At 67.0% G+C, this 18,848-nt stretch carries 17 protein-coding genes; 8 read left to right on the top strand and 9 right to left on the bottom strand.

Annotated features, from left to right (window positions below):
* Positions 1 to 26: 26 nt before the first annotated feature.
* Entirely contained in the window at positions 27 to 401 is a 375-nt protein-coding gene (locus ACTT2I_RS07945; RefSeq protein ID WP_421100326.1) for a DUF805 domain-containing protein, read from the bottom strand.
* Positions 402 to 758: 357 nt separating this feature from the next.
* Between ACTT2I_RS07945 and ACTT2I_RS07940 the strand changes: the two genes are divergently transcribed.
* Positions 759 to 2,921 carry a glycoside hydrolase gene (locus tag ACTT2I_RS07940; protein ID WP_421100327.1) on the top strand — a complete coding sequence of 721 codons (2,163 nt, stop codon included), beginning with the start codon at positions 759 to 761 and terminating at the stop codon, positions 2,919 to 2,921.
* Positions 2,922 to 3,007: 86 nt separating this feature from the next.
* On the opposite strand, the gene ACTT2I_RS07935 is transcribed toward ACTT2I_RS07940, so the two are convergent.
* Positions 3,008 to 4,453, bottom strand: coding sequence for an amidohydrolase family protein (locus tag ACTT2I_RS07935; RefSeq protein WP_421100328.1), 1,446 nt, complete (start codon positions 4,451 to 4,453; stop codon positions 3,008 to 3,010).
* A gap of 113 nt (positions 4,454 to 4,566) precedes the next feature.
* On the bottom strand, positions 4,567 to 5,172 hold the full coding sequence (locus ACTT2I_RS07930) for a glutathione S-transferase family protein (protein ID WP_088434876.1): 606 nt from the start codon (positions 5,170 to 5,172) through the stop codon (positions 4,567 to 4,569).
* 115 nt (positions 5,173 to 5,287) lie between these two features.
* Between ACTT2I_RS07930 and ACTT2I_RS07925 the strand changes: the two genes are divergently transcribed.
* Together ACTT2I_RS07925 and ACTT2I_RS07920 are read left to right on the top strand one after the other, a co-directional pair.
* On the top strand, positions 5,288 to 6,295 hold the full coding sequence (locus ACTT2I_RS07925; RefSeq protein ID WP_088434875.1) for a helix-turn-helix transcriptional regulator: 1,008 nt from the start codon (positions 5,288 to 5,290) through the stop codon (positions 6,293 to 6,295).
* Positions 6,296 to 6,345: 50 nt separating this feature from the next.
* Positions 6,346 to 7,248 (top strand): LysR substrate-binding domain-containing protein, encoded by a 903-nt coding sequence (locus ACTT2I_RS07920; protein ID WP_421100329.1) that lies wholly within the window; start codon positions 6,346 to 6,348, stop codon positions 7,246 to 7,248.
* 151 nt (positions 7,249 to 7,399) lie between these two features.
* Here the strand turns inward: ACTT2I_RS07920 and ACTT2I_RS07915 are convergent, their stop codons facing one another.
* The 6 genes from ACTT2I_RS07915 to ACTT2I_RS07890 all read right to left on the bottom strand — a co-directional run bounded on the left by ACTT2I_RS07915 (position 7,400) and on the right by ACTT2I_RS07890 (position 14,727).
* Positions 7,400 to 7,672: a hypothetical protein gene (locus ACTT2I_RS07915; protein ID WP_019184750.1), complete on the bottom strand. Its 273-nt coding sequence runs from the start codon at positions 7,670 to 7,672 to the stop codon at positions 7,400 to 7,402.
* A 95-nt stretch (positions 7,673 to 7,767) separates the two neighbouring features.
* Positions 7,768 to 8,166 carry a fluoride efflux transporter CrcB gene (gene crcB / locus ACTT2I_RS07910; protein WP_088434873.1) on the bottom strand — a complete coding sequence of 133 codons (399 nt, stop codon included), beginning with the start codon at positions 8,164 to 8,166 and terminating at the stop codon, positions 7,768 to 7,770.
* Positions 8,166 to 9,467 (bottom strand): replication-associated recombination protein A, encoded by a 1,302-nt coding sequence (locus tag ACTT2I_RS07905; protein ID WP_253247779.1) that lies wholly within the window; start codon positions 9,465 to 9,467, stop codon positions 8,166 to 8,168. The genes crcB and ACTT2I_RS07905 overlap by 1 nt, the downstream gene beginning before the upstream one ends.
* A 120-nt stretch (positions 9,468 to 9,587) precedes the next feature.
* A complete protein-coding gene (gene lolA / locus ACTT2I_RS07900; RefSeq protein WP_293981176.1) occupies positions 9,588 to 10,226 on the bottom strand; it encodes an outer membrane lipoprotein chaperone LolA in 639 nt (212 codons plus the stop codon).
* 107 nt (positions 10,227 to 10,333) lie between these two features.
* Complete coding sequence (locus tag ACTT2I_RS07895; protein WP_421100330.1) at positions 10,334 to 12,289, bottom strand: DUF3857 domain-containing transglutaminase family protein; 1,956 nt, start codon at positions 12,287 to 12,289, stop codon at positions 10,334 to 10,336.
* A gap of 80 nt (positions 12,290 to 12,369) precedes the next feature.
* Entirely contained in the window at positions 12,370 to 14,727 is a 2,358-nt protein-coding gene (locus tag ACTT2I_RS07890; RefSeq protein WP_046272445.1) for a DNA translocase FtsK, read from the bottom strand.
* 257 nt (positions 14,728 to 14,984) lie between these two features.
* Here ACTT2I_RS07890 and trxB point away from each other — a divergent pair, with 257 nt between their 5' ends.
* The 5 genes from trxB (at position 14,985) to ACTT2I_RS07865 (ending at position 18,824) form a co-directional block, all read left to right on the top strand.
* Positions 14,985 to 15,947 carry a thioredoxin-disulfide reductase gene (gene trxB / locus ACTT2I_RS07885; protein ID WP_293981182.1) on the top strand — a complete coding sequence of 321 codons (963 nt, stop codon included), beginning with the start codon at positions 14,985 to 14,987 and terminating at the stop codon, positions 15,945 to 15,947.
* Between the two features lie 114 nt (positions 15,948 to 16,061).
* Positions 16,062 to 17,189 carry a GNAT family N-acetyltransferase gene (locus ACTT2I_RS07880; protein ID WP_421100331.1) on the top strand — a complete coding sequence of 376 codons (1,128 nt, stop codon included), beginning with the start codon at positions 16,062 to 16,064 and terminating at the stop codon, positions 17,187 to 17,189.
* On the top strand, positions 17,186 to 17,935 hold the full coding sequence (aat, locus tag ACTT2I_RS07875) for a leucyl/phenylalanyl-tRNA--protein transferase (protein ID WP_421100332.1): 750 nt from the start codon (positions 17,186 to 17,188) through the stop codon (positions 17,933 to 17,935). Before ACTT2I_RS07880 ends, aat begins: the two co-directional genes overlap by 4 nt.
* 86 nt (positions 17,936 to 18,021) lie before the next feature.
* Positions 18,022 to 18,240, top strand: a complete 219-nt coding sequence (infA, locus tag ACTT2I_RS07870) for a translation initiation factor IF-1 (protein WP_005409596.1) — start codon at positions 18,022 to 18,024, stop codon at positions 18,238 to 18,240.
* Between the two features lie 215 nt (positions 18,241 to 18,455).
* On the top strand, positions 18,456 to 18,824 hold the full coding sequence (locus tag ACTT2I_RS07865; RefSeq protein ID WP_253247785.1) for a hypothetical protein: 369 nt from the start codon (positions 18,456 to 18,458) through the stop codon (positions 18,822 to 18,824).
* The last annotated feature ends 24 nt before the right edge of the window (positions 18,825 to 18,848 follow it).

Genomic DNA, 18,848 nt, shown 5'->3' with positions numbered 1-18,848 from the left:
GGGCTTTTTTCTCAACTTCCGTTCCGTTACAGCGCAGCCGGCGCCGCGCCAAAGCGATTGGCACCGGCTGTCCCTGGCATCAGGGTGAGCACCAGCAGGATCAGTCCGCCAACGAAGGGGATCAATGCGACGAGCAGGAACCAGCCAGACTTGTCGATGTCATGCAGACGACGGATGGTCACTGAGATCTGGGGAACCAGCACCGCCAGCATGAACACCGTCAACACTGCAGTGAACAGGAATGTCACCGCATTACTCTCCATCGAGGCACCCGCAAGCAGGCCCAGGTAGCCAACGCACGTGACCACGCACAGCATCAGATAGAACATCCAATACTCTTTGCGGCCGGAACGACCCTGGAAATCGGCATAACGCTTGAACGGGATAAACATGGAACTCATGGGGTGGATACATCCAGAAAGAAAGAAGTTCTCTGCAGTCGCGACATCGCGAGAGCCGCTGCGTGCAGAGCGAGGCGCATCTTAGAAAGTGCGGCGTTTGACTGCCATACAACAAATTGCAAACTGCAAAACGCCGCAGTCTTCCAAGGTTCTGATGGTTAGGCCCAATCAGAACGCCGCTTGGCGCAAACCGCGCTGCCTACACTCAAGCCGATGGAATGCCGCGGCGTGCCACACGCTTCCTGAATCGCCACAGCACTAAGCGCACAAGTGTGACGGATCGCCTACGCAAGGCCAGCACAGCGCTTTACGCTCGGCACTGGGCTGCAATGCGCGCCACACCCGCCAGGATTCCGCATGAAATACTTCTTCGTTCTGTTGCTGCTCTTGCCCGCAACGCACGGCCACGCACTGACGTTGACGAACCCGCACTGGCGCGTCGACATCGACCCGGCGACGCTGGCCGCCTCCACCACCGCTGCCAATGGCACCACCACCCGCATTTCCTCCGCTGCCGACGTCGGCACGGTGTCGGCGCTGGTCCACACCCGCGACACTCTCAGCTGGCAGTGGGGTGACGCGACCCAGGTGCGCGCCGCGCTGGTCGGCGACACGCTGCAGATGACGTTCGAACGCAGCACCGCTGGCGCGACGCAGTGGCCGCGACTGCCGGCCGGTCCGCACGCCCTGCTGCTGCCGCTGCACGAGGGCTACTACCTTCCCGCCGATGACACCGTCTGGCGGGATGAACTGCTCAACGCCTACGGCGAGATCAACACCACCGAAGACCTCACCCTGCCCGTGATCGGCCTGGCGTGGCCGGATCGCGTGCTGTCGATCCTGTTCGCAACCCCGTTCAACAACACCGTGCGCTTCAGCGCCGATGGGCCGGGTGTCGCGGTGGCCGCCGAGCACCACTTCAACACGCTCAACCAGACCGCCCCCTATACCGTCATCGTCAGCCTGGATGCGCCGGATTGGCTGGCACCGGCCAAACGCTACCGGGCATGGCTGCAGGCGCAGGGCGGCTTCGTGCCGCTGAAGGACAAACTCGCCAGACTGCCCGACGGTGACAAGCTGATCGGCGCCAGCCACCTGTATCTGTGGGGTGACCGCCTGCTGGTCGAACAGGACGTGCGCGACTGGGCGACGTTGAAGGCGCTCCTGCCACGCGCGTGGATCAGGAAGGACGCTGAGGCGCTGCAGGCGTTGACCGCCGCACACAGCGGCCCCTATGTGCAACAGGTACTGGTGACCGCGATCAATGCCGCGCTGGCGGAACAGTTTCCCGGTGACACTGCCGTGGCCATGCAGCAACGCCGCCATCAGCTGGATGCGACGCTGGGCAGGGCCCTGCAGCCCGAGGCGTTGCGGGGCGACAGCGCCTCGCCGCGGATGATCCACGCCCTGCAGGCCGCCGGCCTGCCACGCCTGTGGCTGGGGCTGCCGGACTGGACCGCAGGCTGGGCGAGCCCGGGCGCCGTGGACGCGGCCGTACAGGCCGGCTACCTGGTGGCACCGTACGACTCCTATGACACCGCCCTGCCCGATGGCAACGACAACCCGTCATGGCTGTCGGCCCAGCTCGGGCAGGACGCGTTCGAGCGCTGCGGAATCATGAAACCCGATGGCCAGCGGATCAAAGGCTTCCAAGGCAGCGGGGTCTATACCAACGCCGCCTGTATCCGCCCGTTGATGGAACGCCGCGTGCACGACCTGCGCGCCCAGACGCCCTACAACAGCTGGTTCCTGGATGTCGCCGCGACCGGCATGCTGTTCGATGACAGCGACCCGGCCAAGCCCACCTCGCAGGCGCAGGACGCCGCCAACCGCAACGCGGCCCTTGCCTGGCTGTACGATACCCAGAAACTGGTGGTCGGCTCGGAAGTCGGCTCGGCCGTGGTCAACCGGCATATTGTCTTTGCCCACGGCGCCCAGACCGCCGGCTTCGGCTGGGCCGATCCACAGATGCGCCGGGAGCGCGGCTCACCGTACTACCTGGGCGCATGGGCGCCGGAGCATCAGCCCGCCTTTTTCTTCAGGCAGAGCCAGCTCAAACCACGTTACCAGCAGCTCTACTTCAACCCGGCCCGTCGCCTGCCCTTGTTGCAGGCCGCCTTCCACGACAGCGTGGTCAGCACCCATCACTGGACGCTGGACAGCCTCAAGTTCCGCGAGAGCCGCAGCACCACCGAACTGTTGCAGCAGTTGTACAACGTGCCGCCCCTGCTCAATGTCAGCGTTGCCACGGCGGCCCCACGGATCGCCTACCTGCACCAGCTGGACGCGTTCTTCAGGCCCGTGCACGAGCAGCTGTTCGACCAGGCCCTGGTGGACTTCCGCTGGCGCGATGCCGCCGGCCAGGTGCAGCAGACCACCTTCGCCGATGGCAGCGTGATCGTGGCGAATTTCTCGGATCGACCCCAGCAGGTGGATGCACACACCCTGCCGGCGCGCAGCGCGTCCGCCCGTCTTGCCGATGGCCGTACCGTGGACTTCACCTCACCGGCATGGCCATAGACCGGCACGCCGCCAGAGCTGTGTGCCCCGGCGCTGCCTGCCCCGGGACCCGTGCGCGCCCATCGCTCGGTGAGCGCGCCGAACCGTCACTCCTTCGCCGCTTCAGCCTTCCACGCCGCGACCTTCTCTTTCGTCTGCGTCAGCAGCGCATCCAGTGCCTTGCGGTCATACCCCTGGCCGCGCAGCACCACGTATTGGATGCCGCGCGTCGCCTCGATGTCCTCCAGCGGGTTGCGTTCCAGCAGCACCAGATCGGCCGCCTTGCCCGGTGCGACCGCACCGTAGCGGTCCAGGGTGCCGAACCAGGCCGGACCGGCGCGCGTGGCCGCGGACAATGCTTGTGCCGGAGTCAGCCCTTCCTTGACGAACAGCGACAGCTCGTCATGCAGGCCGATACCGGGATAGTTGAAGGAGTTGAGGAAGCCGGCGTCGGTGCCGGCCATGATCGTCACGCCGGCCTGTTGCAGCATCGGCAGCACCGCAGCGACCTGATGGTATTCCTGGTGGCGCGCTTCGATCTGCGCCGGGGTCGCCTTCGCCGCGCGCTCGACGCGCCAGGCGTAGGTGGCCTGCAGTTTCGGGCCGATGTAGGCCAGGTAGGGATCGTCGTGATGATCATCCTGATCCAGGAAGTCCAGGATCCGGCCGCCGTTGAGCGTCGGTGTTACGAACACGCCCTTGCTGGCAAAGCCCCGGTAGGCCGCCATGGCAGTGTCGCGATCAAACCCGGCATCCAGGCGTGCGTTGGCCTGGGCGCGATCGATGCGCTTGGCGGCGAAGTCCGCGGCGATCGCTGCCTCGTCCTTGACGCCCGCCTTGTAGGCATAGTCCAGGTGCTCGATCGAGCTGATGCCCGCATCGACCGCCTGCTGCACGGTCAGCGCCATCGGGATATGCCCGGATGCCCGCAGCCCGTTGGCGCGCGCACCCCGCACGGCCGCCAGGAACAACGCCGGGGTCAGGGTGCTGTCGGTGATCTTGACGAAGTCGACGCGGTCGCGCTTCAAGCGTACGAAGGCGGCATCCAGGTCCGCCTGCGAGCCGACTTCGAGGGTGCCCTTCCAGACCGGCTTGATGCCTTCGATCTTGGCGCCCGAGGTGAACAGCTGCGGCCCGGCCAACCGCCCGCTGGCGATCTCGCCGCGCCACTGCAGCACCTGCTCGGGCAGATCGCCGGAAGCGTCACGGATGGTGGTGATGCCGTAGGCGATGTACAGCGGCAGCAGCGCCTTGTTCTCTTCGATGAGGTCCGGGCCGCCACCGAAGTGCACGTGCATGTCCCACAGGCCCGGAATCAGATAGCGCCCCTTGCCATTGACCTCCTGGCGGGCACTCCACGCCTTGCGCATTGCACGGTCGCTGCCCACCGCCACGATATCCTGGCCGCGCACCACGACGGTCTGGTCCGGCACGGTGGCGGCATGCTCCACATCGACCACGGTCGCATGCCGGATCATCAGATCGGCATGCTCGGCCGCGAAGGCGGAAGGGGCCAGTGCAAGCAGCACCGGAAGGGCAAGACGCAGGGACATGGGCGGTGCACCGGAAAAGAGAGGAACCGGGCCACCTTACGGTCGGGCCCGGTCCATTCACCAGTTAAATTTTGGAATGCGCGTCATGCACATTCCAGATGAAGCCACCTGCTTCAGGCCTCGCCCTGCATCGCCGGCCGTGCCTGCACCTGCGCCAGCCACGCCGCCACCGCTGGATGCGCGTCCACGGCGGCGCCCACGAAGGTGCCGTAGCCGACCACCTGGCCCACCACGAGATCCACCAGCGAGTACGCCTCACCCAGCATCCACGGCTGCTGCGACAAGCGCGCCTCCAGCACATCCAGCAGTTCATTGGCAGCGCGGATGCCCGCAGCCGCATGGTCGGCATTGCGCAGCGCATCGTCCGTGGTGGCCAGCCACACACGCCCGATCACTGCGCCATAGGTGACATACGCCCAGGTGCACCAGGACATCGCCTCCAGCCGCGCCGGCGTGCCGTCCTGCGGCCACAGCCCCTTGGCGACGCCGTAGTGCTCGCCCAGCCACAGGTGGATCGCCAGGGCTTCGAACAGCGGCGTGCCCTCCACCACCAGGCACGGCACCTTCCCGTTGGGATTGATCGCCAGGTACTCAGGCGTGCGCTGCTCGCCGGAGCGGATGTCGATCCTGACCCGCTCGTGCGGGACGGCCAATTCGGCCAGGGCGCGGGCGACCGGGGTGGCGCTGGACATCGGGTGCCAATAGAAGACGAGGGACATCTGAAAACTCCTTGAGGGTGGTCAGCGGTGCGACCGAAGCGGTCCTGCACCGTGACCCCAAGGCTAGCTACCGTTGCGGACAGAACCCGCCCGCAATGGCTGCTACGCTTTGCCCATGTTGACCGCCTCCGCCCGCCTGCTGAGCCTGCTCTCCCTGCTGCAATCGCGCCCGCACTGGAGCGGCAACGCGCTGGCCGAGCGCATGGACATCCATCCGCGCACCCTGCGCCGCGATATCGACCGGTTGCGCCAGCTCGGCTATCCCATCCACGCCAGCACCGGTATCGCCGGCGGGTATGCGTTTCGCCCGGGCCGCGCCCTGCCACCCCTGCTGCTGGACGACGAGGAAGCCCTGGCCGCCGCGATCGCGTTGCGCACGGCCGTGACCGGCACGGTCAGCGGGATCGAGCAGACCGCGATCACCGCGCTGGTCAAGATCGAGCAGGCCATGCCGCCGCGCCTGCGCCCCCGGCTGGAGGCGCTGCGCTCGGCGATCCTGCCCACGGACCAGATCGGCCCACTGGTCGATGCGGCTCGGCTCACCACGCTGGCCGCCGCCTGCCGCGACCAGCTGCAGCTGGCCTTCGAGTACATCGACCGCGACGGCCAGCCGAGTTCACGCCAGGTGGAGCCACAAGGTGTGGTGCATACGGACCGGCGCTGGTATCTGGTGGCCTGGGATCCCGCGCGCGACGACTGGCGCACCTTCCGCATCGACCGCATCACCAGCCCTCCCGCAGTAGGTGCGCATTTCGCGCCGCGTGCCGGGCCGGGCGATGGCGATCTGCGGCAGTGGGTGGCCCGCTCGCTTTCGCTCGGGCAATACCCGGATGAAGCGCGGATCATCCTGCACGCCCCGCTGGTTGTGATGCGCCAGCGCATTCCCGCCTCCGCTGGCGTGCTGGAAAGTGTCGACGACGCGCGCTGCCTGCTGCGCTGCGGTGCCAATCCGATCGGCTCGGTGATCTATTGGCTGCTGGCCATGGACCTGGAGTTCGAGGTGCTCGGCCCGCCCGCACTGATCGAGCGGCTGCGCCAAGCCGGCGAGCGGGTGGCGCGCAGCCTGACGCAGCGGACGGCCGATCCGGCACCGAGGCCCGCACCGCAGCCGGCGGAGGCGTAAATCTTTCTGCTGCGATGGCGGCGACTGCCATTGCACTTCACAATGGCAGCATGACTGCCAGTGAAAAACCGAATCGCACCCTGTTCGACCTGGACCTGCTGCGCGCGATGGTGATGGTGGCCGACTGCGCCAGCTTCACCACCGCCGCCGCGCGTCTGCACTCGACCCAGTCCACCATCAGCCAGAAGATCCGCCGGCTGGAAGAAATGGCTGGCCATCCGCTGCTGATGCGCGGCAACCGCGACGTGCATCCCACCGATGCGGGCGAGCTCGTGCTCGGTCATGCGCGCCAACTGCTGGCGCTCAACGACCAGCTGCTCGAAGCCCTGGCCGGGACCACGGTCGCGGTCACTGTCCGGCTGGGGGTGCCGGAGGATTTCGTCAGCGCCGCAACGACCCAGCTGCTCGGCGCCTTCAACCGCGAACACCCCCAGGTGAAGCTGGAAGTCACCAGCGGTCTCAGCCGCGACCTGGCCCACGGCTACGACCACGGCGAGCTGGACCTGATCCTGGTCAAGCAGCGCCGCAACAGCCGCGCCGCCGTGGCCTGCTGGCCCGAGACCATGGTCTGGATCGACAGTGCCCGCAATGGCTGCATCGGCCTGGACCCGGTGCCACTGGTCACCTTTCCGCCGCGCGGGCTCTACCGCGACGACATCATCGACGCGATCGAAGCGCTCGGCCGCCGCTGGCGGATCAGCTTCACCAGTTCCAGCCTGAGCGGGATCCAGGGCGCGGTGGCCGACGGCATGGGCATCAGCCTGCTGCCGGCACGCGCATTGAGCCGCGAGCACGCGGTGCTGGGCGCCGAACAGGGGCTGCCGCCGATCGACAGCTTCGAGATCGCCCTGCTCCACCGGGCCACCGCCGACCCGCTGGTGAAGGCGCTGGCGATGCGCCTTGGTGAGCTCCTCAACCATGAGCGGGCCGGTAAGGCCGCCACGCCGGGTTGAGCACGTATCGCCGCCCTGCATGACCCCGATGCGGGGATTTCATTGGAACGACACGCGGACGGCGCGCGCATCTACGCCAGCGGCCAGCCGTGCCCCACGCACCCGTCGATCGACCACGACCTCACGCTGTATCGCGAGTGGCAGGCCGCCCTTACTTGAGCTGCAGCGGATAGCGCTGCCAGAGCACGTGCACCAGGAACCCGGTCAGTTCCGGGTCCTTGCTGGTGATCGACGCACGGATCTTGTCCAGCAGCACCATGTCGCTGCAGTTGCGCACATCGGCGTGGCCGGCCTGGCCGGCGCGGCGCGCACGGTAGCGGGCGGCGCGCTGTGCGTCGGTCATCGCGTAGCCGAACGTGGGCGGACGGCCGCGTTTGCGCGGCAGCGTCAGTTCCAGTGTTCCGGGGTCTTGTTCATCGCGCATGACGGACGAGGATGCAAACGGGGGCGCGCACGATATCGTGAGACATCACTTTAATCCAGCGTTTTCCGTGGATTTCTGCATTTACGCTGCAAGCGTCAGCGCCACGCCTCTGCCACGCGCGCACCGGCCCACACCAGCACCATGCCACCGACCAGACTCACGCCGAGATAAAGCGGCACCATCACGCTGCGATCGGTGCGGGTGAACACCAGCGATTCCAGCATCATCGAGGAGAACGTGGTCAACCCACCCACGATCCCGACGATCAGGAATGCCCGCCAGTACAGCGCCGCCGTGCCGCGGCTCTGCAGCCAGATCATCACGTAACCGGCGACGAACGCACCGGCCAGATTCACCGTCAGCGTGCCCCACGGAAAGCCGTTGCCGAACTGCCGCAGCATCGCATCGCCGACCATGAAGCGCAGTGCGGCGCCCAGTGCGCCCCCGGCCATCACCAGGCCCAACTGCTGCCACCACACGCCGATGCCCTCCATCAGTCGGCACCCTTCTCCGCACGGGCCTGTTCGCGCGCCGCACGCAAGCGATCCAGCTTTTCTTTCAGCTTGATCTCCAGCCCGCGCGGCACCGGCTCGTAATAGACGCGTTCGCCCATCGCATCGGGGAAACCGGTCTGATCCAGCGCGATGCCGCCGTCAGCATCATGGTCGTACTGGTAGGTCTTGCCGTAGCCCAGCTCTTTCATCAGCTTGGTCGGCGCATTGCGCAGGTGCAGTGGCACCTCCTGGGTGCCGGTCTCGCGCACGTCCTGCTTGGCCTTGTTGAACGCGGCGTAGCCCGCGTTCGATTTCGCGGTACTGGCCAGGTACAGGACCAGCTGCGCGAACGCGAGCTCGCCTTCCGGGCTGCCGAGGCGTTCGTAGATATCCCAGGCTTCCAGCGCCATCGACTGCGCCCGCGGATCGGCCAGGCCGATGTCCTCGATAGCCATCCGGGTCAGCCGCCGCGCCAGGTAGGACGGATCGCAGCCGCCATCGAGCATCCGGGTCAGCCAGTACAGCGCGGCATCCGGGTTGGAGCTGCGCACGGACTTGTGCAGCGCCGAGATCTGGTCGTAGAACTGCTCGCCCCCCTTGTCGAAGCGCCGGGTGCGGTCAGCCAGGACCTGCAGCAACATCTCCGGACTGATCCGGCCGCCGTCGCCGCCGGCCAGTTCGGCTGCGATCTCCAGCAGCGTCAAGGCCCGGCGCACGTCGCCGTCCGCGGCGGTCGCGATTTCCAGCAGCGATTCGGGAGCCACCTGCAGGTCTTCGCTGCCGAGGCCGCGCTCGCTGTCGTGCAGCGCACGCTCCAGCGACTCGACGATGTCGGCCGGCGACACCGATTCGAGCACGTGCACGCGGCAGCGCGACAGCAGTGCCGAGTTGAGCTCGAACGAGGGATTTTCGGTGGTGGCGCCCACGAACACGATCGTCCCACGCTCGATATGCGGAAGGAACGCATCCTGCTGGGCCTTGTTGAAGCGGTGCACTTCGTCTACGAACAGCACCGTGCGGCGCCCTTCGGCGAACCGCTGCGCGGCCTCGGCGAGCACCTGGCGCACCTCGGGCAGGCCGGACAGCACGGCGGAGATCGCGCGGAACTCGGCGTCGGCGTAATGCGCCAGCAGCAGCGAGAGCGTGGTCTTGCCGCAGCCCGGCGGGCCCCACAGGATCATCGAGTGCACATGGCCGGACTCGACCGCCCGGCGCAGCGCGCTGCCCGGTGCGAGCAGGCGCTTCTGGCCCACCATCTCATCCAGCGTCTGCGGGCGCATGCGCTCGGCGAGCGGACGCATGTTGTCCCGATCCACGGTCAGCAGATCGGGCCCATTGAAAGTCGTTCGGTTTCTGGCCACGGGTCTATTGTATCGCGGCAGATTGCAGGGGGGTGCCGGCCAGCGGCCGGCACTACACCGTCATTCCCCGATGACGTCCACGCCCTTGGCGGGGGTGAAGCTGAAGGTGCCCGAGGCGAAGCTCGGGTTGCGCTTCCAGCCGGTGAAGCTGATCACCGTGCGCTGACCCACGGCATCGACCACTTCCATGCGCGCCAGCCCCTGGGCATTGAAGCCCAGCGCGGCGTACTGGAAGGCGGTGTCGGTCTCGCGCTTGGGGCTCAGCGCCAGCCACTGCAGGCCATCGCGCACGGCAGCTTCTTCGCTGACGTCGTACTGCTTGTCCAGCAGCGCCGGATTGATCAGCGCGGTCAGCGGGCTGTTCTGTTCTTCCTGGCCCTGCGGGCGCACGCTGGCCTGTTCCAGATCCGGCTCGTAGACCCAGACCTTCTTGCCATCGGCCACGATCAGCTGTTCGTGCGGCTTGATGTACTCCCAGCGGAACAGGCGCGGCGCGGACAGCGCGACGCGGCCACTGGTGGTTTCCTTGACCTTGCCCTTGCTGTCGTACACCTGCTGGCTGAACTGCCCATCCAGGCCCTTCAGGCCTTGGGTGAAGCGATTGAGCTCATCACGGGCGCCGGCCCAGGCCGACGCCGACCCGACACTGGCGACAACCAGGGTGGCAGCAAGCAGGGAGCGGCGGAAGGTGGTGTGCATGCGAGGTATCCAGGCGAATGGGAAGGATGGAAGCAGTGTGCCCATCCAATCCTGAATGGGCGATCAGGGGCACATTATGCGCTGGAAACCCGGTGCATCAAGGCCGCTCAGCGCCCCGCCTGCACCGTCTTCAGATCCCCATACACCACCTGCCCGCGGAAGCCGCGCCGGACCTGCTGGTACAGCTCGCGGAACGCGGCGTAGTCCTGCGGCTGGCACAGCGCATCGGCGCCGCGCACGGCGCGCTGGTGCAGGCGATGGTGGACGGTGACCACCTGCCCCTCGCGTGACCACTCCGCGGTGTACTCGCCGCCGGCATTCTTGAACTGCTGGCTGCGCGGAATCGCCACGATCGGCACGCTGGCCGGGAAGGTCAGCCGGTAGCGCTCGTCGCGCAGGCTGTCGTTGCAGTAGAACGGCGTGGCATTGTCCGGCGCCGAGGTGCTGGCGTACAGGTCACGGAACGACTCGCCGCCCGGTGCGTCGGGCAGCATCATGCTGCCAACCACGCCGAAATCGACGTAGTCGCGGGCCCGGAAGTCATAGCGGAAGTTGAACGGACCGGTCAGATCCTGCGGGTCGCCGAGCAGAGTCAGTGCGCCACTGCCGTCAAAACCGGAGGCCGCCATCATCGATTCTTCAGCGCGTGCCCGGTTCTGTGCGTTGAGCCGTGCGAAGGCGGCCCGCATGCCGATCTCGGCCACGCTGCTGGGCTGCTGCAGCGTCTGGCCGGCCAGGTTGCCGGCGGCGCCGAAGCGGAAGTCGACCTCCAGCCCCGTGCCATTGCGGCTGGCGTCATTGGCGGGGGTGCGTGCTACCACGGCCTGGCGTGTGTGCAGCACCGGCGCGCCCAGATCGCCGTCCGGCAGCTGTCCAAAGCGCGCATAGGCGGTAGTCGAGTCCAGATACAGATCGAACTCGGGGAGGTAGGTGATCGCATGATTGAAACGGCCCAGCAGCGGAATGGCCGGGAGGGTCGGCCCGCCGCCGGCGCCGATCAGCACCGGGGTGCTCTCGATGCCCCGCGCGGCCAACAGCGCTTCCAGGATCACCACATGGTCTTTGCAGTAGCCGTAGTGGTTGTCGAGAATACTCTGCGCCGGGTTCGGCTCCAGCCCGCCGTTGCCCAGGTAGACCGCCACGTAGCGGATGTTCTGGGCGACCCAGCGGTACAGCACCGCGGCCTGCTCGCGGCGATCGGTGATGCCACGGGTGAGCTGGTCCGCCAGTGCCTGGATCGGCGGGGTGACCGCAGCCGCCTCGCCGCCTTTGCGCTGGTAGGCCTGCGCCACCTGGGCCCAGTCACGATACGTGCTCGCCATGATGCCCGGACTGTATTCCCAGGCGGCGGCGGACCAGTTCTGCGCCTTGAACGGCTCACTGCGCCGGTACGTCCACTCCCACTGCGCCTGGCCATTGCGGATGCGCGGCGCTTTACTGCCCTGCACGCCGCGCTGTTCCACCTGCATCGGCAGGCTGGCGGGCGCGGTGAGGGTCACGCGTGCATCGTCGTACGGGGTGAACACGCTGAAGGTTTCCCACAGGCCAAAGTAGCCGGGGAAGTACGGCGTGTTCTGGGTGCGGCGGGTCTGGTACACCACGCGCGTGCCCGGCGCGAGGTTCGGGAACACCACCACCCGCACCTTGCGGTCGGCATACATCGCCGCGGCGGCGCTGGAGTAGCTTTCCTGCGTGTAGATGCGGTCGGCCGGCACGTCGCGGCGCTGGCCATCGGCCGTCAAGGTATAGGCCTGCAGCACCTCCAGCGTTTCCATCTTCTCGCTGTAGCTCAGCCGGACCTGGCTGAACTGCTCGACCGCCGATTTGGTCTTGAGCAGGATCTCGTACTCTTCCGTCTGCGTGTTGCCCGCATCGGGGCGCACCACGTAGTCGGCGCGATAGCGCACGAAACTGAAATTGTTGCTGGCCTGCACGTCAGTGCCCGCGGTCTGCCCACCGGGCGCGACCGGTGCAGCTGCCGGGGGCGCAGGTTGCGCCTGCGCCTGCGCCACCACCGGCACGACCAGCAGTGCACCCACCCACATCCAGTGCATCGGCTTCATTGCAGGTTCCTTGTGCTGGGTGGCCGGCAACGGGGTCGCCGGCGTCGCGCCGATCAACGGCTGCCGGGCAGCGCCCGGCGTTACTTGGGCGGGGGCGGAGCAAGCACGCTGCGGTCGCCATTGTGCTCGGGCGGGCTGACCACACCGGCCGCTTCCATGGCTTCGATCAGGCGCGCGGCACGGTTGTAGCCGATCTTCAAGCGACGCTGCACGCCGGAGATCGACGCGCGACGGGTTTCGGTGACGATGCGCAGGGCCTCGTCGTACAGCGGATCGGACTCGTCGCCGCCACCGCCGCCCGCCTCGGGCAATCCACCTGGGCCGACCACCACGCCGTCGCCCATCATCTGCACTTCATCCAGCACGCCGGTGATGTAATCGGTCGGGCCACTGGCCTTGAGATGCTCGACCACGCGGTGCACTTCCTCATCGGAAACGAACGCCCCATGCACGCGGTCCGGCAGTGCCGTGCCCGGCGGCAGATACAGCATGTCGCCGTGGCCGAGCAGGGTTTCCGCACCGGACTGATCCAGGATGGTGCGCGAATCGATCTTGGAACTGACCTGGAAGCCGATGCGGGTCGGGATGTTGGCCTTGATCAGGCCGGTGATCACATCCACCGAGGGGCGCTGGGTGGCCAGGATCAGATGGATGCCGGCCGCACGCGCCTTCTGCGCCAGGCGGGCGATCAACTCTTCCACCTTCTTGCCGACGATCATCATCATGTCGGCGAATTCGTCGATGAAGATGACGATGAACGGCAGCGTCTCCAGCGGGCGCGGGGCCTCGCCGAGTTCCGGGTTGGGCTTGAACAGCGGGTCCATCATCGGCTGCCCGGCGTCCTGGGCATCCTTGACCTTCTTGTTGAAGCCGGCCAGGTTGCGCACACCCACCGCGCTCATCAGCTTGTAGCGGCGCTCCATTTCGGCCACGCACCAGCGCAGGCCGTTGGCGGCCTCCTTCATGTCGGTGACCACCGGCGCCAGCAGATGCGGGATGCCCTGGTAGACGCTCAGCTCGAGCATCTTCGGGTCGATCATCAGCATGCGCAGGTCTTTCGGCGAGGCCTTGTACAGCAGGCTCAGCACCATCGCATTGACCGCCACCGACTTGCCCGAGCCGGTGGTACCGGCCACCAGCAGGTGGGGCATGCGCGCCAGGTCGGCCACGGTCGGGCGGCCGGCGATGTCCTTGCCCAGCGCCAGCGTCAGCACGCTGGCCGACTTGTCGTATTCCTTGGAGCGCAGCAGTTCGGAGAGGTAGATCATCTCGCGGGTGACGTTGGGGATCTCCAGACCCACCACCGACTTGCCCGGAATCACATCGACCACACGCACCGACTTGACCGACAGGCCGCGCGCGATGTCCTTGTCCAGCGAGCTGATCTGGCTGACCTTGATGCCCGGGGCTGGCTCGATCTCGAAGCGCGTGATCACCGGGCCGGGATAGGCACCGACCACCTGCGCATCGATGCGGAAATCCTTGAGCTTGAATTCGATCTGGCGCGACAGCGTCTCCAGCGTGCCTTCGTCGTAGCCTTTGGGCTGCGGCTTGGGATCGTCCAGCAGCGCCAGTGGCGGCACGTCCGAACCATCGCCGTTAACGCCCCGGAACATGGGAATCTGGGTCTCGCGCTTGGCGCGATCGCTCTTCTCCAGCACCGGCTCCGGGCGCGGTTCGATCTTGACCGGCTCGCGCTTGGCGCGGACCTCGGCATCGACCTTGCGCACTTCCTGGCGCTCCTCGCGCATGGCGCGGGTCTGCTGCCACTCGGTGGCCTGCTCTTTCTTCTTGTTGAACAGCGGCGGCAGCGCCAGCACCCAGTTGCCGATCTTCTCCATGACCACGAACCAGGAGATGCCCGTGGCCAGGGTGATGGAGGCCAGCAGCAGCACCAACACGAACAGGTTCGCGCCCAAGGCGCCGAACCCGACGCTGAGCGAACTGCCGACCAGCTTGCCGAGGATGCCGCCGGCGTGGGCGACATCGGCCACGAACAGGCGCAGGTGCAGGAAGCCGGTACCGGCGATCAGGAAGCCGACCAGGCCGACCAGGCGCAGCGCCGGGTCCAGGTCGTGCTCGCCCTTGGCCTCGCGCTTGAGACCGAACATCGCGATCCAGGCCAGTGCGCCCAGCACGATCGGCAGCACGAAGGCCATGTAGCCGAACAGCTGCAGCAGCACGTCGGCGATCCACGCGCCGGCGCGACCGCCCATGTTGTGCACCGGCGCGACCACGCTGCCGGTGTGCGACCAGCCCGGATCGGTGGCCGAATAGGTGAACAGACTGGCGACCAGATACAGCAGCGCCGGGGCGACCGCGATCAAGCCCAGGTCGCGCCACAGGCGCTGCCGGCGCGGGTTGTCCACGCTGGCCGGTTTGCGCGGCGCTGCCTTGCTGTCGGACGCCTTGGATCGTTCCGGGACCTGTTTCGCCACCTTAGACCACACCTTGGGAATGCACTGTTAGTGCTTGATAATAAACGACTGGGCTGCGCTTTTCAGTCCCTTCGCACACCGGGCCCCGCCATCGCCGTCAAAAACCCGGCGGCGTGGCTGTCTCGATGCCTGATGGGTCGCCGCGTTCCACTGCGCGCCTTGAATCGCCCCGCCCCTGCCGCCACTCTATGACTTCGCTCGGATGCCGCGCAATCACTGCGCCGGCACCCCCGCCCTACCTTCTATTGCGAGCTTACATGAGCAACTCCAAGCACTCCCGCCTGTTGATCCTTGGTTCCGGCCCGGCCGGCTGGACCGCCGCCGTCTACGCCGCGCGCGCCAACCTCAAGCCCGTCGTGATCACCGGCCTGCAGCAGGGCGGCCAGCTGATGACCACCACCGAGGTGGACAACTGGCCCGGGGATGCGCACGGCCTGATGGGCCCGGACCTGATGAGCCGCATGCAGGCGCATGCCGAGCGCTTCGAAACCGAGGTCATCTTCGACCACATCCACACCGCCGATGTCTCCCAGCGCCCGTTCAAGCTGATCGGTGACAGCGCCGAGTACACCTGCGATGCCCTGATCATCGCCACCGGCGCGACCGCCAAGTACCTGGGCATCCCCAGCGAAGAGGCCTTCAAGGGCCGTGGCGTGTCCGCCTGCGCCACCTGCGACGGCTTCTTCTACCGCGACCAGGACGTGGTCGTGGTCGGTGGCGGCAACACCGCCGTGGAAGAAGCGCTGTACCTGTCCAACATCGCCCGCAAGGTCTACCTGGTCCACCGCCGCGACACCCTCAAGGCGGAGAAGATCATGCAGGACAAGCTGTTCGCCAAGGTTGAAGCCGGCAAGATCGAGACCGTCTGGCACCACCAGGTGGACGAAGTGCTGGGCAACGACGCCGGTGTGACCGGTGTGCGCGTGAAGTCCACCCTGGACGGCAGCACCCGTGACATCGAGGCCCATGGCTTCTTCGTGGCGATCGGCCACCACCCCAACACCAGCCTGTTCGATGGCCAGCTGACCATGAACAACGGCTACCTGGACATCCGCTCGGGCCTGGGCGGCAACGCCACCCAGACCTCGGTGGAAGGCGTGTTCGCCGCCGGTGACGTGGCCGACCAGCATTACCGCCAGGCGATCACCTCCGCTGGCTTCGGCTGCATGGCCGCACTGGATGCCGAGCGCTACCTGGATGCGAAGGGCCAGGCGAGCTGATCAGCCGCCGCATCGCGACGCACCTCGAAGGCCGGTGAATGATTCACCGGCCTTTTTGCTGGCCGGCATCGCCTGCGCACACTGCACCTGCCCCACCTGCTCTATCCTCTGCCCATGCCCGATCCACGTTTTCTGCACCGCCTGTCCGATGTCCCCGCCACTGCCTGGGACGCCCTGCACGACGGACGCAACCCGTTTCTGTCGCACGCCTTCCTGGCCGGCCTGGAAGAGCACGGTTGCCTGCGCCCGGAGTGGGGCTGGCGGCCCCGCCACTTCACCCTATGGGACGGGGAAACCCTGGTCGCCGCGATCCCGGGCTATCTCAAGGACAACTCGCACGGCGAGTTCGTGTTCGACCATGCCTGGGCGCATGCCTACGCCCAGTACGGCATGGACTACTTCCCGAAGTGGCTGGGTGCGGTGCCGTACTCCCCGGTGACCGGCCCCCGGGTCCTGGCACGGACGACCGAGGACCGCGCTGCCCTGCTGTCACGGCTGGCAGGCGAAGTGGCGCGCCTGGGCTGGTCCTCGGCACACATCAACTTCCATGCTGCCGACGAAGACCCTGCCTTCAGCCCGGACTGGCTGCTGCGCGAGGACATTCAGTTCCAATGGCACAACCCGGGTGGCTGGCAGACCTTCGAGGACTTCCTCGGCGCGATGGACCACAAGCATCGCAAGAACATCCGCCAGGAACGCGCCAAGCTCGCCCGCAGCGGCGTCACGTACCGCATCGTGCACGGGGATGAGGCCACCGATGCCGACCTGCGCGCCATGCACGGTTTCTACCTGCAGACCTTCGCCGAGTACGGCAACTCGCCGGCGTTGACGCTGCCCTTCCTGCAGCATCTCGCGCGCACGATGCCGCGCGCGCTGGTGATCTTCCTCGCGCTGCTCGATGGCGAGCCGGTCGCCGGTGCACTGTGCCTGCGCGGCGCGGATACCTTGTACGGCCGCTATTGGGGTGGCGCCACCCTGCCCGGCCTGCATTTCGAGACCTGCTATTACCAAGGGATCGCGTACTGCCTGCGCGAAGGCCTGACGCGCTTCGAACCTGGCGCCCAGGGAGAGCACAAACTGGCGCGTGGCTTCCTGCCGCACACGGTGCGCAGCCGCCACTGGATCGCCGAGCCGGCCTTCGCCGAAGCGCTGGTTGCCTGGTGCGCACAGGAACGTGCCGAGATCGCCCGCTACGCACAGGTGCTTGCTGCGCATAGCCCGTTCAAGACCGACCCGGCATGAGCCGCCGCCTGCCCTGGCGCCTCGACGACGCGCCCGACGCCCCCTTCCCGCCCGCGGAGACCGCGCTGCGCGATCCCGACGGCCTGCTCGCACTCGGTGGCGACCTCTCGCCGGTGCGGCTGCTCAATGCCTATGCGGGCGGCATCTTCCCCTGGTTCTCCGAGGGCCAGCCGCTGCTGTGGTGGTCGCCGGACCCGCGCATGGTGTTCCGCACCGACGGCGTGCACCTGTCCAGCCGCTTCCGCCGTTCGCTGCGGCAGAGCACCTGGACGCTGCGCGCCGACACCCGTTTCGTGCAGGTGATCGATGCCTGCGCGGCCAGCCCGCGCCCGGGCCAGGCTGGCACCTGGATCACCCGCGACATGCGCGACGCGTATACCGAACTGCACCGGCTGGGGTTCGCGCACTCGGTGGAGGTGTTCGATGGCGACCAGCTGGTTGGCGGCATCTACGGCGTGGCGATCGGCCGGATGTTTTTCGGCGAGAGCATGTTCAGCGCGGCGACCGGCGGCTCCAAGGTCGCCCTGGCCGGATTGGCCCATCGGCTGGGCAGTTGGGGTTGGCCGCTGATCGATGCACAGGTCGAAAATGACCACCTGCTGCGCATGGGCGCCGAGCACTGGCCGCGCGAGCGCTTTCTGGCGCTGGTGCGTGAACAGGTCCAACAGCCAGCCGCCGCAGGCGATTGGACGGATTTGTTCGGTACGCTTGCCGCCGCCGAACTGGCCGACCCGGGCCCGCCTTAACCAAAACTTTGCATCAGACGCCCGACGCGCGTAAAATGCCCGCTCTTCAGGCCAGCTCGGCCGGTTACAGAACTGCACAGGACTACATGTCGAAAGACGACTCCATCGAGTTCGAAGGCACCGTCAGCGAGACGCTGCCGAACACCACTTTCCGCGTACGACTGGAAAATGGGCATGAAATCATCGCCCACATCTCCGGCCGCATGCGCAAGAACTACATCCGCATCCTGACGGGCGACCGCGTCAAGGTCGAAATGACCCCGTACGACCTGACCAAGGGTCGCATCACCTACCGCATGAAATAAGCGGTCCGGGGGTTGTTCCCGCCAGAAGGCCAGCCAGGTGCTGGCCTTTTCGCGTGGGCGCCATTCAGCCGGCAGCAGGCTTACCCTGCCAAGCGGCACCCTGACCCTGTACACCCTGACGTCGGTCAGGATGCCTTGATGCAGATTCGCCCTGGCGCAGAAGCGGCCATTGTGGCCCTCGATCCAATCCGGATCCTGACCCGATGGCCCCCGCCATGAAGTACCTGCCCTCCCTGCTCCTGCTCACGACGTGTCTTGCCGCCGCCGCGTCGGCCCAGGCCGCTGAACCGGCTGCGCCGGCCGACTGCATCGCCCTTTCCTCGGACCACCAGGTGGTGCGCAACCGCGCCGACCGCGATGTGCTGTTGCGCAACGGTGATCAGCATTACCTCGTGCGCTTTGATCGCTCCTGCAGCAGTGCCGCCATGTCGCCCAAGCTCGACTTCGCCACCCCGGGCCAGGACGGCCAGCTTTGCGGCGGTGGCGTTAGCAAACTGCACACCAACACGCAGAGCTGCGACATTGCCGCGGTGGAGCCGCTCACTGCAGAACAATTCAACCGCAAAGCCCGCGCCCGCCGCTGAGCAGGCGCCCGGTCCGCGCACAGA

The organism is Stenotrophomonas sp. PUT21, from assembly GCF_052232875.1.
Lineage (GTDB): Bacteria > Pseudomonadota > Gammaproteobacteria > Xanthomonadales > Xanthomonadaceae > Stenotrophomonas > Stenotrophomonas maltophilia_N.
The sequence above is the reverse complement of the archived record's forward strand: the minus strand, read 5'-3'. Positions and strand labels throughout refer to the sequence as shown.

Coding starts and splice junctions, on each gene's coding strand:
- lolA (WP_293981176.1), bottom strand. CDS start 10,226: ATGCACACCACCTTCCGCCGCTCCCTGCTTGCTGCCACCCTGGTTGTC.
- ACTT2I_RS07925 (WP_088434875.1), top strand. CDS start 5,288: ATGTTGACCGCCTCCGCCCGCCTGCTGAGCCTGCTCTCCCTGCTGCAA.
- infA (WP_005409596.1), top strand. CDS start 18,022: ATGTCGAAAGACGACTCCATCGAGTTCGAAGGCACCGTCAGCGAGACG.
- ACTT2I_RS07865 (WP_253247785.1), top strand. CDS start 18,456: ATGAAGTACCTGCCCTCCCTGCTCCTGCTCACGACGTGTCTTGCCGCC.
- trxB (WP_293981182.1), top strand. CDS start 14,985: ATGAGCAACTCCAAGCACTCCCGCCTGTTGATCCTTGGTTCCGGCCCG.
- ACTT2I_RS07920 (WP_421100329.1), top strand. CDS start 6,346: ATGACTGCCAGTGAAAAACCGAATCGCACCCTGTTCGACCTGGACCTG.
- ACTT2I_RS07905 (WP_253247779.1), bottom strand. CDS start 9,467: ATGCGTCCGCTCGCCGAGCGCATGCGCCCGCAGACGCTGGATGAGATG.
- ACTT2I_RS07945 (WP_421100326.1), bottom strand. CDS start 401: ATGAGTTCCATGTTTATCCCGTTCAAGCGTTATGCCGATTTCCAGGGT.
- crcB (WP_088434873.1), bottom strand. CDS start 8,166: ATGGAGGGCATCGGCGTGTGGTGGCAGCAGTTGGGCCTGGTGATGGCC.
- ACTT2I_RS07895 (WP_421100330.1), bottom strand. CDS start 12,289: ATGAAGCCGATGCACTGGATGTGGGTGGGTGCACTGCTGGTCGTGCCG.
- ACTT2I_RS07915 (WP_019184750.1), bottom strand. CDS start 7,672: ATGCGCGATGAACAAGACCCCGGAACACTGGAACTGACGCTGCCGCGC.
- aat (WP_421100332.1), top strand. CDS start 17,186: ATGAGCCGCCGCCTGCCCTGGCGCCTCGACGACGCGCCCGACGCCCCC.
- ACTT2I_RS07935 (WP_421100328.1), bottom strand. CDS start 4,453: ATGTCCCTGCGTCTTGCCCTTCCGGTGCTGCTTGCACTGGCCCCTTCC.
- ACTT2I_RS07880 (WP_421100331.1), top strand. CDS start 16,062: ATGCCCGATCCACGTTTTCTGCACCGCCTGTCCGATGTCCCCGCCACT.
- ACTT2I_RS07930 (WP_088434876.1), bottom strand. CDS start 5,172: ATGTCCCTCGTCTTCTATTGGCACCCGATGTCCAGCGCCACCCCGGTC.
- ACTT2I_RS07940 (WP_421100327.1), top strand. CDS start 759: ATGAAATACTTCTTCGTTCTGTTGCTGCTCTTGCCCGCAACGCACGGC.